This is a genomic window from Nonomuraea sp. NPDC003201 (assembly GCF_053590415.1).
Genome location: NZ_JBSFTC010000005.1, coordinates 87,221 through 98,835 on the forward strand (window position 1 = coordinate 87,221; position 11,615 = coordinate 98,835).

Here is an 11,615-nt window from a genome sequence, read left to right on the forward strand (position 1 = left end):
ACCTGGGGATGCCGGTGTTCACGGGCGCAGACCCGGTGCCCGCCGAACCCGTGGCGTACCACCCCCGCAAGATGATGGAGGAGATCTACAAGAAGGAGAAGGGCGGCGACTCGTACTGGATCGACCGCATGCTGGCCCGCCCCGGCGACGATCCGGCGGGCCCGTGGTTGATGACGCGCGGGCGGGCGCTGTTCATGAAGGAGCACGATCCCTCGGTCGTCGGCTTCGGCGGGTTCGTGGCGTATTGGGAGAGCATCGACAACCGCGGCGCGTACGAGGTCTCGCTGGGCACCCAGCTCGCCGAGGACGTCTCCAAGCGCCTGCAGATGCCCAGCCACTGGACCGGGCGGTACACGGGTGACGGCCTGTCGGTCGGGGTGAAGAAGTTCATCACCCACGAGAACGTGGCCGTGACGACGCTGGAGATCACCAACACCGGGTCCGCGGCGCGCTCCGTGCCGATCACCGTGACCTCGCCGTACACCAGCACGCCCGACGGCGACCGCGAGCTGACCGGGACCGTCTGGGCCAAGAACAAGCTGACCACGATCTTCCCCCGGCTCAGCGGTGACGGGCTGAAGGTCTCCGACGGCACGCTCAAGGGCTCGCTGACGGTCGAGCCGGGCAAGACCGTGCGCACCAAGGTGCAGATGGGCTTCGTCACCGACGAGCTGCCCGGGTCACGGGCCGAGTACGACGGCTACAAGGGCCGCTCGCCCGAGAAGGCGCTGAGGCGCCAGCTCCAGGACTACAACGCCTGGTGGGCCGAGAACCTGCCCTACATCGACGTGCCCGACGAGAACATCAAGAAGTTCGTGTACTACCGCTGGTGGCTCATGCGCTTCAACTTCCTCGACGCCGACATCCCCGGGAACGACTTTCAGTTCCCCACGTCGGTCGAGGGCGCGCTGGGCTACAACAACGCGATCGTGCTGACCGTGCCGATGTTCGTGCAGGACCTGAAGTACCTGCGGGACCCGATCTACTCGTACGGGCCGTGGGTGTCGGCGGGCGAGGTCTCGCGCAACTCCAAGTACACCGACAACCCGGGCGACCCCGAGAACTGGTCGAACAGCTACACGCAGTACATCTCGGCCGCGGCCCTGGAGAGCTACCAGATCCACGGCGGCCAGCCGTCGATCCTGCGCAACCTGGCCCGCTACGCCGAGAAGGACGTGTACGGGCAGCTCAACGCCTATGACTCCAACAAGAACGGGGTCATCGAGTACGACCGGGAGTACATGACCGGCAACGACGCCGACGCGGTGTCGTTCCACTACTACGGGCGGGCGAACGAGCGGCTCGAAGGCGCGTACGTGTACGCCAACGCGATGGCGGCGGCGCAGGCGTACGAGCTGGCGGGCGACGCGACCCTGGGAGGTCGGTCGGGGCCGGTTGGTTGGGGAAAAAACGCGGCCGAGATGCGCGGCGTGGCCGACAAGGTCAGGAACGGCATCCTCACGCTGCTCTGGGACGACCAGGCCAAGCTGTTCAAGCACCGCGACCTCCAGACGGGCAACCTGATCCCGTGGAAGGAGTCCAACAACTACATCCCGTACGCCACCGGGCTCGTGCCGACGGACGACCCGAAGTACCGGGAGGCGCTGCGCCTGTGGACGGACCCGGCGGAATATCCGATCTTCCCGGCGTACACCGCCAACCAGAAGGACAAGGCGGAGGCCGCGGCCGCCGGTAACCCCGGCTCCAACAACTTCTCGCAGATCAACTCCACCCGGAACTTCGCGCTGTTCTCCAAGGCGCTGCGGCAGTACGCCTCGCCGTACATCACCGCCGACCAGTACAAGCAGCTCCTGTACTGGAACGCCTGGTCGCAGTACGTCGGCGGCGACACCCGCTACCCCGACGCCAACGAGTTCTGGGCCGACTGGAACCAGAGCACCAAGTCCATCGGCTACCGCTCCTGGATCCACCACACGATCCTGGGCAGCAGCAACTGGACCGTCATCGAGGACGTCATGGGCCTGCGCCCGCGTTCGGACGGCAAGGTCGAGCTCTGGCCGGTGGACATCGGCTGGGACCACTTCAGCGTCAACGGCATCAACTACCGGGGCCGTGACCTGACCATCGTCTGGGACAAGCCGGGCGACGGCACCAAGCACTACGCCGGGATGCCCGAGGGATACTCGATCCTGATCGACGGCAAGCGCAAGGTCACCCTGTCGGGGCTGGCACACGCCGTCTGGGACCCGGCCACGGGCAAGGTCGAGGGCGGTCAGGTCGTGTACGCCGAGAAGGCCGCCTCGATGAAGGCCCCCGCCCAGGTCGAGCTGACGGGCGACCGCGTCGAGGACCTGTTCCAGAAGGCCGGCGTGGACCTGCGCTCCACCCGCCCGAACCTGGTCAAGTCCGCCACCGCCTCCCACGGCGACCCGGCCGGCGCGGTGGACGGCTTCACGATCAACGAGCCGTACTGGGGCAGCAAGGGCTCCGGAAACGCTCAGGACTGGCTGGCGGCGGACCTCGGCTCGGCCCAGAAGGTCGACCAGGTCAAGCTGTACTTCTCCAACGACCGCAAGGCGGGCGGCTACCGCGAGCCCGCCTTCTACACGGTGCAGTACCAGGACGGCGACACCTGGAAGGACGTGCCGGGCCAGGCCAGGAAGCCGGCCCACCCGCGGGCCAACCTCAACGTGGTCCGCTTCCCGGCGGTCACGACGCAGAAGCTGCGGGTGCTGGTCACCCACCAGCCCGGTTACGCGACGGGGCTGAAGGAGGTGCAGGCAGACCTGACGGGCGCCGGCGCCGGGCCGGTCGCCAACAAGGCGCCGTCCGTGGTGGTCGTGCCCGACCCCACGTTCAGCCGCCCGGGCCAGGCCAGGTTCGACGCGGTGGTCAAGGACGACGCGTTGCCGTCGGGCAGGCTCACGACCCAGTGGGCCAAGGTGGACGGGCCAGGAGAGGCGTTCTTCACCAACCCGACGGGCACCGACACGGTGGTCTCCTTCTCCGAGGCGGGCGCGTACCGGCTGAAGCTCACGGCCACGGACGGCGAGAAGAGCAGCTCCACGACCGTGACCGTGACCGCGACGCCGCAGGCCGCGCAGGTGAACGTGGCTCCCAAGGCCACGCCCACGGCCTCCTACACCTCGCCGTGGGAGAAGGTCACCGCGATCAACGACGGCATCGACCCGCCGCGCTCCAACGACGGCGCCAACCCGCGCTGGGGCACCTGGCCGCAGCAGGGCACGCAGTGGGTGCAGCTCGAATGGCCGTCGGCGGTGCGGGTCGACAAGAGCGACGTGTACTTCTTCGACGACGGCGGCGGCGTGCGCGTCCCCGCCTCGTGGAAGATCCAGTACTGGGACGGCGACTCGTTCGAGGACGTCACCGGCGCCGCCTCCTACCCGAAGGCGGCGGACGCCTACAACACGGTCGCGTTCGACACCGTGACGACCTCGAAGCTGCGCGTCCAGCTCGAGGCCGGCGGGGCGTCGGTCGGCCTGCTGGAGGCCAAGGTGTACGAGGTCCCGCCGGACTCCGTGCGCCCCGTGCACGTCCCCACCCTGGCCGGCACGCTGCCGAAGCTGCCCGCCACCGTGGAGACCCTCTACGCGGACGGCACCCGCAGCTCGGCCGCCGTCACCTGGCAGCAGGTGACGGCCGACCAGGTCAAGACCGGCGGCACCAGCTTCACGGTCGTCGGCCTGGCCGAGGGCGTGCGCCGGCCCGCCCAGGCCACCGTGTACGTCCGCACGACCTCGGCGGTGACGATCACCTCGATCGCCGAGGAGGCCGTCGCCACCCGGGCCGGGGTCGCTCCCTCGCTGCCCGGGACCGTCGTGGCGACGTACAACGACGGGTCGAAGGACGGCTCCGTCGAGGTCACCTGGGAGGCGATCAGCCCTGACAAGTACGCCCAGCCGGGCACGTTCACGGTGAACGGTCAGGTGGCGGGCACGACGGTCGCCGCCAAGGCCACGGTTACCGTCGGGTAGCACCGATGCTCCCTGCCCTGGCTCAGCGGCGATCGCGGGTCAGGGCAGGGCTCCGCGGATAACGTCCCGGAAACGCCGTACGGATTCATCCCGATTAAGGGGTCATAATCCTCTTCTACGGGAGGCGTGCCGGGGATCGGAGAGGCGGAGCGCGGGATGGCTGGGGGATTCGCCGAGGTCGCCGATGACGAGAAGCCGGCACGGGGGGTGAGGGTCGCCTCCGTGACCATGGCGGTGGTGTCGCCGGCGCTCACCGTGGTCGCGCTGCTGATCTGGGCCGGACTGCCCGAGGCGTGGACGCCCGAACGGACGGTGTCCCCGCAGACGGCCGCCGCGCTGACGTTCCCCGCGGTCGGCGCGTTCCTCATCTTCCACCGGCCCCGCCTCAACCTGGCGTGGCTGATGTGCGCGGGCGGCCTGGCCGCCGCCGTCAGCGACTTCGCGCAGGCGATGATGTTCCACGCCGCCGCGGGCGGCGACCTCGTCCTCGCGGGCTACCTGCGGCTGCCGGGCCACCTCGGCTGGGCGGTGTGCGGCGTGACGCTCACGATGGTGCTGCCGCTGTACTCGCCCGACGGCCGGCTGCCCTCGCCGCGCTGGCGCCTGGCCCTGGCGCTGGGCGCGGCCTCCATCACGGCCGACTTCCTGCGCAGCGTGTTCCGCGTGCCGGGGCCCGTCGAGGCGTACCCGTACCCCCAGGTCATCCCGAACCCGCTGCAGATCCCCGCGCTGGCCCCGTACGCGCAGACGGTCTCGGCGATCGCCTGGACGGGCATCTACGTCGCCATGGCGCTGTCGGCGCTGTCGCTGGCGGTGCGGTTGCGGCACGCGGACTCCGTCACCAGGCGGCAGATCGGCTGGCCGCTGCTGGCGTTCGCCGGCTACATCGTGTTCCTGGTCGTGGCCGCGTTCGTGCCCGCGCTCACGTGGATCGCGTTCGGCTGGGCGGCGATCATCCCGGTCGCGATGGCGTTCTCGGTGATGCGGTACCGGCTCTACGGCATCGACACGGTGATCAGCCGGGCGTTCGTGGCCGCCGGCGTGGTGGCCGTGGTCAGCGCCGTCTACTTCGGCGCGGGCGCGCTGTCCGGCCTGCTCGTCTCCGGGTACGGCCAGGTGGCCGGGATCGCCGCCGCGCTGTTCGCGGGCGCCTTCTTCCAGCCGCTGCGGCGGGCGCTGCAGCAGGCCGTGGACCGGCTCCTGTACGGCGCCGTCGGCGACCCCGGAGTGCTGGCCGAGCGCCTGACCCAGGCGGTCCGGCGCGGCGACCCGGCCAAGGCGCTGACCTCGGTGGTGAGCGTGCTGCGCGACGGCCTAGCGGTCGAGGGCGTGGCCGTGGAGGTGGCCGACGGCGAGCCCCGCTACGTGGAGAACGGTCGGGTGGGCCCGGTTCCCCGCGAGGTGCCGCTGGTCTGGCACGGGGAGCGGGTCGGCCGCCTGCTCGTCGGCCCGCCTGGCCCGCGCCGCTTCCCCGCCGCGCACAACGAGCGGGTGCTGGCCACGCTCACCCCGTACGCCGCGGACGTGGCGCACGCGGTGCGGATGGCGGCGGACCTGCAACGTTCCAGGGAGCGCATCCTGACGACGAGGGAGGAGGAGCGCCGCCGCCTGCGCCGCGACCTGCACGACGGGCTCGGCCAGACCCTCTCGGCCATGGCGATGACCATCAACATGGCCAGGCTCAGCCTCAAGAAGTCCCCTGAGGCCGCCGACGAGCTGCTGCGCGAGCTGCACACGGGCATGGGCGCGGTCACGGGGGACATCCGCGAGCTCGTGTACGGCCTGCGCCCGCCCGCCCTCGACGACCTGGGCCTGGTCCGCGCGATCGGCGACCTGGCCGGGCAGTCGGAGCCGCCGGCGGAGGTCGAGGTGCAGGGCGAGCTGTCGGAGCTGCCCGCGGCCGTCGAGGTGGCGGTCTACCGGATCATCCAGGAGGCGCTCACCAACGTCCGGCGGCACGCCCAGGCGTCCAGCTGCCGGATCGTCCTGCAGCGGGAGCGGTCGGTGCTGCGCGTGCTGATCGCCGACGACGGCAAGGGGATGCCCGAGGAGCATCGCGCGGGCGTGGGGCTCGGCTCGATGCGCGAGCGGGCGGCGGAGCTGGGCGGGATCTGCGTGGTCGGCGGCGAGCCCGGGGCCGGGACGCGCGTGGAGGTCATGCTGCCGTTCATGAGTGTTCACTCATGACGTTTGCGCAGATCAGTATTGGTGTTCATGCCTTGGCCCCCGCATAGTGGGCGCATGAAGTCCTCGCTGAAGGTCGCGGTCGTCGGGGACCGCGACAGGACGTTCGTCCCGCACGTGGCCACCGACGACGCGCTGGGCCACGCCGCCGATCACCTGGGAATCACGGTCGAGGTCCGCTGGCTGGCCACCGAGCCGCTCGAATCGGATCTGTCCGGCGTGCGGGCCGCCGACGTGCTGTGGTGCGCCCCTGGGAGCCCGTACCGCAGCCTGCGCGGCGCGCTGGTCGCGCTCCGGCACGCTCGCGAGCACGGCGTGCCCACCCTGGGGACGTGCGGCGGCAGCCAGCACATGGTGATCGAGTACGCCCGCCACGTGCTCGGGTTCGAGGACGCGCAGCACGCCGAGTACGACCCGTACGCGTCCGACCTGTTCATTTCGGAGCTGACCTGCTCCCTCGCGGGCCGGACCATGCCGGTCACGCTCACGCCAGGCTCCATGGTGGCGGCCCTGTACGGGGAGAGCGAGGTCAAGGAGCAGTACTACTGCAATTTCGGCCTCAACCCGGCCCACCAGAGCGCCCTGCACGAGGGCGGCCTGCGCGTGACGGGCGTGGACGACAGCGGCGAGGCCCGGGTGCTGGAGCTGCCCGGCCACCCGTTCTACCTGGCCACGCTCTTCGTGCCGCAGACGAGATCGCTGCCCGGACGGCCGCACCCGCTGGTCGTGGGGTTGCTGCGCGCGGCGCTATGACGTTCACGCAGCTCAGGATCCTGCTGGCGGTCGCGCGTACCGGCAACATGACCCGCGCGGCCGAGGAGCTGAACACCACGCAGTCCGCGGTCAGCCACGCCCTGCGCGGCCTGGAGAGCGAGCTCGGCCTCTCCCTGCTCGTCAGGGGGAGCCACGGGGTGAGCCTGACCGGCGCCGGGCGGGCCGTCCACCGCCGCGCCACGCTCATCCTCACCCAGCTCGAAGCGCTGGAGCAGGAGGTGGCCGCGGCGCGCGGGGCGGACACTGGCAGCCTGCGCGTGGGCGTCATCCCCAGCGCCAACGCGCGCCTGTTGCCGCGAATTCTGCGGCTTTACGGTGAGTCGCACCCGCGCGTGCGGCTCACCGTGATCGAGGGGTCGGACGGGGAGGTGCTCGACTGGCCGGACCGGGGCCGCCGACGTCGGCACCCTCTCGGACGGCGCCGTGCCCGCCGACATGGCCGCCGACGTGGCGGGGCTGGTCACGCGCCCGCTGGCCACCGACCGGATGCTGGCCGTCCTGCCCAGCGGTCACGCGCTGGCCGAACGTGCTTCCGTGCCGGTCGCCGAGCTGGCCAGGCACCCGTTCATCATGTCGACGGGCGGCTGCGAGCCGCTGATCACGGCCCTGGCGCGGGCGGCGGGGACGAGCCTGCGCTGCCACTACCGCGTCCGCGACACCGGCAGCATCCTCGCCATGGTCGCCGAAGGGCTCGGCGTGACCGTCGTCCCCGAGCTGTCGCTGCCCGCCCACCACCCGGGCGTCCACGCCGTCCCTCTCGAACCGGCCTCCGAGCGCACCATCCTGCTGGCCCTCCCGGCCGACCCGCTCCCCGCGGCCACCGCGTTCGCCGAGCTGGCGGGGCTGCTCGGCACTTCCTGAACAGGGCTTGAGCTGCGCTTTTGCGGGCAGGTTGCACTTGAGCGAACAAATCAAGCCGCAGGGGAGGCGAGATGCGTTCATCCATCCCTCTGGGCCGCATCGGGGGCGTGCGGGTGGGGCTCAACATCAGCGTGCTGGTGATCGTCGCGATCCTGGTGTTCGGGCTGGGCTTCGGACGGTTCCCCGCGGTCTTCCCCGGCTACCCGCGGGTCGCGTACGTGCTGGCCGGGCTGGCGGCGGCGGTGCTGTTCATGGCCTCGCTGCTCGCGCACGAGCTGGCGCACGCGCTCATGGCCCGGCACGAGGGCGTCGAGGTGTCGCGGATCACGCTCTGGCTGCTGGGCGGGGTCGCGGAGCTACGCGGTGAACCGCGTTCGCCGGGCGCGGATCTGAAGATCGCCGTGGTGGGGCCCGCGACGAGCCTGCTGGCGGGCGTGGTGTTCGGGGCGATCGCCCTGCTCATCTCTGGCCTGGTCTCCGGGGCGGCGCTGCTGGGCGGCATGTTCGCCTACCTGGCCGGGGTGAACGTGCTCCTCGCCATCTTCAACCTGGTCCCGGCCGCCCCGCTGGACGGCGGGCGGGTGCTGCGGGCGATCCTGTGGGCGCGGTGGCACGACCGGGCGCGGGCGGCGATCGCCGCGGCCCGGGCCGGGCGCTGGTTCGGATATGTGCTCATCGCGATCGGCTTCCTGCAGGTGGCCACCGGGCGCAGCTTCGACGGGCTGTGGCTGGCGCTGATCGGCCTCTTCCTGGTGAACGCCGCCAGCGCCGAGGAGCAGCAGACCCGGCTCGGCACCGCGCTGCACGGGGTCCGCGTCGCGGACGCGATGTCGGGGCACCCCGTGGTCGCCTCGCCGGACGAGACCGTGTCCGGGCTCATCGACCGGGTCGTGATGCGGCACCGGCTGTCCACGTATCCGCTGGTCACCCCGGACGGGACCTTCGCCGGCCTGGTGACGCTCAACCGGATCCGCCGGGTCGAGCCGGAGCACCGGGACACGACCCGGCTCGCCGACATCGCCTGCCCGCCGGAGGAGGTGCCGCGGGCCCGGCCCGACGAGCCGCTGACCGACCTGCTGGCCAGGATGGAGGGGAGCGCCGACGGGCGCGCGGTCGTGCTCGACCCGGCCGGGCGGCTGATCGGTCTGCTGACCCCTACCGACATCAGCCGGACCATCCAGATGGCGGACCTGCGCGCCACGCTGTCGGGGCCGCGCGGCGCCGATCTCGCCCCGCCGTACCACGGCCACCACCGCGACGCCGCGTAGGCCTTAGGGAAGCCGTAAGGAATCCTTAAACGCTGTCCGCCAGGCTGAAGCCACAGAAACAAGGACCTTCACGGCGAGATGGAGTGGCGAAAATGGCGAGCAAGCTGGTGGTTTCCACTTTCCTGTCCCTTGACGGCATCATGCAGGGCCCCGGCGGACCCGGCGAGGACGACTCCAACGACTTCCCGCACGGCGGCTGGCTGCCGCCGTACGTGGACGAGGGGTTCGGCCGCATCATGGGGGAGCAGCTCGAACGGGCGGACGGCATGCTCCTGGGCCGCCGGTCGTACGACATCCTTTCGTCGTACTGGCCCGACGTGCCCGACGAGGAGGGCGGCGCCAAGATCAACGGCATGCCGAAGTACGTCACCACGAGGACGCCGATGACGGCCGAGTGGCGCAACACGCGGGTCCTGGTGGGTGAGGCGGCCGAGACGGTGGCCGAGCTCAAGAAGAGCACCGACGGCGAGATCCTCGTCCAGGGCAGCAGCGACCTCCTCCGCACGCTGCAGCGGGCCGAGCTGATCGACGAGTACCGCCTGCTGGTCTTCCCCGTCATCCTCGGCGAGGGCAAGCGGCTCTTCGCCGAGGGGACCGCTCCGGCCGGGCTGAAGCTCACCGGATCGACCGCCACCGACGCCGGCGTCGTGTACGTCACGTACGAGTGGGCCGGCAAGCCCTCCTACGGCGCGGTCGCATAGCGCGGCAACATAGTGCGGCTTTGATGCATTTTGATATGTTCCTGATGGGTGTGCCGGGAAGTCTGGTCGGCAATCGTGCCGTCGTTCCCGGAGGTCGCCCCTCATGCTCATCGAGTCGCCATGACCGCCACCGCCTGGGTGGCGGTGGCCGCCTTCCTCTTCGCGTACACGCTGATCGCCACCGAGAAGCTGCACCGGGTCGCGGCGGCGCTCGGCGGGGCGGGGGTCATGCTGCTGATCCACGCCACCGACGGGAGCGCGGCGTTCTTCGACGAGCACACGGGGATCGACTGGAACGTGATCTTCCTGCTGCTCGGCATGATGGTCATCGTCGGTGTCCTGAAACAGACCGGGATATTCGAATATTTGGCGATCTGGTCGGCCAAGCGGGCTCGCGGGCAGCCGTTCCGGCTCATGGCGCTGCTGATCGTGATCACCGCCTCCGCCTCCGCGCTGCTGGACAACGTCACCACCGTGCTGCTGATCGCCCCCGTGACGTTCCTGGTGTGCGAGCGGCTGGCGCTGCCGGTGGCGCCGTACCTGATCGCCGAGGCCATGGCGTCCAACATCGGCGGCGCGTCCACGCTGGTCGGCGACCCGCCGAACATCATCATCGGCAGCCGCGGCGGCCTGACGTTCAACGACTTCCTCGCGCACCTGGCGCCGCTGATCGTCGTGCTGGTGGTGGTGTTCGTCGGGCTGTGCCGGTGGTTGTTCAGGGCGTCGTTCAGCTACGACCCCGAGCGGGTCGCGGAGATCATGTCGCTGAACGAGCGGGAGGCCATCGCCGACCGCAAGCTCCTGTGGCAGTCGCTCGCCGTGCTGGCCCTGGTGCTGGCCGCGTTCGTGCTGCATCCCGTGCTGCACTACGCGCCGTCGGTCGTGGCGCTGCTGGGCGCGGGGGTGCTGGTGGCGGCCACCAGGGTGACGACCGAGGAGGCCATCCGCGAGGTCGAGTGGCCGACGCTGGTGTTCTTCGCGGGGCTGTTCGTCATGGTGGGGGCGCTGGTGGAGACCGGGGTGATCGGCCAGATCTCGAAGGCCGCCTCCGAGGCCACCGGCGGCCGGCTCGGCCTGACCACGATGCTGCTGCTGTGGGTCTCGGCCGGGCTGTCCGCCGTCGTGGACAACATCCCGTACGTCGCCACCATGAGCCCCATCGTGGCCGACCTCGTCCAGGCCAACGGGGGCAACGGCCCCGCCCAGGTGCTGTGGTGGGCGCTGGCCATCGGGGCCGACCTGGGCGGGAACGCCACGGCAGTCGGGGCGGCGGCCAACGTCGTCGTCATCGGCATCGCCGCCCGCAACGGCACCCCGATCAGCTTCTGGCAGTTCACCAAGTACGGGCTGGTCGTCACGCTCGTGACCGTCACGCTGTCGGTGCCGTACCTGTGGCTGCGTTACCTCATCTGAGCGGCAGCACGTCCACGCCTTGCTCGTCGTCGCCGCGCGGCCCGAAGATGCGGCGCTCGCTCTCCTCGATGCGCACGTCGTTGATGCTCGCCTCCCTGCGCCGCATCAGCCCCGACTCGTCGAACTCCCACTGCTCGTTGCCGTAGCTGCGCCACCACTGCCCCGAGGCGTCGCGGCACTCGTACTGGAACCGGACCGCGATGCGGTCGCCCAGCACGCCCCACAGCTCCTTGCGCAGGGAGTAGTCCAGCTCCCGTTCCCATTTGCGGCGCAGGAAGTCCCTGATCGCGTCACGGCCGGTCACGAACTCGTCGCGGTTGCGCCACACCGAGTCCTCCGTGTACGCGAGCGCGACGCGGTCGGGGTCGCAGGTGTTCCAGGCGTCCTCGGCGGCCTGCACTTTGACGCGCGCGGTCTCCTCGGTGAACGGCGGGACAGGCGGACGGGACATGGTCGTC

Annotated in this window: 8 protein-coding genes and 1 pseudogene; 8 read left to right on the forward strand and 1 reads right to left on the reverse strand. The window is 70.8% G+C overall.

What is annotated here, in order from left to right; translation table 11 throughout:
* The first annotated feature begins 8 nt into the window (after positions 1-8).
* The 8 genes and pseudogenes from ACWDX9_RS04365 (at position 9) to ACWDX9_RS04400 (ending at position 11,157) form a co-directional block, all read left to right on the forward strand.
* A complete protein-coding gene (locus ACWDX9_RS04365; protein ID WP_449948920.1) occupies positions 9-3,956 on the forward strand; it encodes an Ig-like domain-containing protein in 3,948 nt (1,315 codons plus the stop codon).
* A gap of 156 nt (positions 3,957-4,112) precedes the next feature.
* The gene (locus tag ACWDX9_RS04370) at positions 4,113-6,143 is read left to right on the forward strand and encodes a sensor histidine kinase (protein WP_449948923.1); all 2,031 of its coding nucleotides are present in this window, start codon (positions 4,113-4,115) and stop codon (positions 6,141-6,143) included.
* A gap of 54 nt (positions 6,144-6,197) precedes the next feature.
* A complete protein-coding gene (locus tag ACWDX9_RS04375) occupies positions 6,198-6,893 on the forward strand; it encodes a CTP synthase C-terminal region-related (seleno)protein (RefSeq protein ID WP_449948926.1) in 696 nt (231 codons plus the stop codon).
* A pseudogene (locus tag ACWDX9_RS04380) lies at positions 6,890-7,063 on the forward strand (LysR family transcriptional regulator); the annotation flags it as partial. The gene ACWDX9_RS04375 and the pseudogene ACWDX9_RS04380, both read left to right, overlap by 4 nt.
* A gap of 274 nt (positions 7,064-7,337) precedes the next feature.
* Entirely contained in the window at positions 7,338-7,775 is a 438-nt protein-coding gene (locus tag ACWDX9_RS04385; RefSeq protein WP_449948928.1) for a LysR family transcriptional regulator substrate-binding protein, read from the forward strand.
* Positions 7,776-7,846: 71 nt separating this feature from the next.
* The gene (locus tag ACWDX9_RS04390; RefSeq protein ID WP_449948931.1) at positions 7,847-9,043 is read left to right on the forward strand and encodes a site-2 protease family protein; all 1,197 of its coding nucleotides are present in this window, start codon (positions 7,847-7,849) and stop codon (positions 9,041-9,043) included.
* Between the two features lie 92 nt (positions 9,044-9,135).
* Positions 9,136-9,744 (forward strand): dihydrofolate reductase family protein, encoded by a 609-nt coding sequence (locus tag ACWDX9_RS04395; RefSeq protein ID WP_350738294.1) that lies wholly within the window; start codon positions 9,136-9,138, stop codon positions 9,742-9,744.
* Between the two features lie 120 nt (positions 9,745-9,864).
* Positions 9,865-11,157 (forward strand): ArsB/NhaD family transporter, encoded by a 1,293-nt coding sequence (locus ACWDX9_RS04400; RefSeq protein WP_449948934.1) that lies wholly within the window; start codon positions 9,865-9,867, stop codon positions 11,155-11,157.
* Here the strand turns inward: ACWDX9_RS04400 and ACWDX9_RS04405 are convergent.
* Positions 11,150-11,608 carry a nuclear transport factor 2 family protein gene (locus ACWDX9_RS04405; RefSeq protein ID WP_363970295.1) on the reverse strand — a complete coding sequence of 153 codons (459 nt, stop codon included), beginning with the start codon at positions 11,606-11,608 and terminating at the stop codon, positions 11,150-11,152. The genes ACWDX9_RS04400 and ACWDX9_RS04405 overlap by 8 nt on opposite strands.
* Positions 11,609-11,615: the final 7 nt, after the last annotated feature.

Excerpts from the sequence above, each read along its gene's own strand:
- ACWDX9_RS04365 (WP_449948920.1), top strand. The coding sequence starts at position 9 with ATGCCGGTGTTCACGGGCGCAGACCCGGTGCCCGCCGAACCCGTGGCG.
- ACWDX9_RS04370 (WP_449948923.1), top strand. The coding sequence starts at position 4,113 with ATGGCTGGGGGATTCGCCGAGGTCGCCGATGACGAGAAGCCGGCACGG.
- ACWDX9_RS04375 (WP_449948926.1), top strand. The coding sequence starts at position 6,198 with ATGAAGTCCTCGCTGAAGGTCGCGGTCGTCGGGGACCGCGACAGGACG.
- ACWDX9_RS04390 (WP_449948931.1), top strand. The coding sequence starts at position 7,847 with ATGCGTTCATCCATCCCTCTGGGCCGCATCGGGGGCGTGCGGGTGGGG.
- ACWDX9_RS04395 (WP_350738294.1), top strand. The coding sequence starts at position 9,136 with ATGGCGAGCAAGCTGGTGGTTTCCACTTTCCTGTCCCTTGACGGCATC.
- ACWDX9_RS04400 (WP_449948934.1), top strand. The coding sequence starts at position 9,865 with ATGACCGCCACCGCCTGGGTGGCGGTGGCCGCCTTCCTCTTCGCGTAC.
- ACWDX9_RS04405 (WP_363970295.1), bottom strand. The coding sequence starts at position 11,608 with ATGTCCCGTCCGCCTGTCCCGCCGTTCACCGAGGAGACCGCGCGCGTC.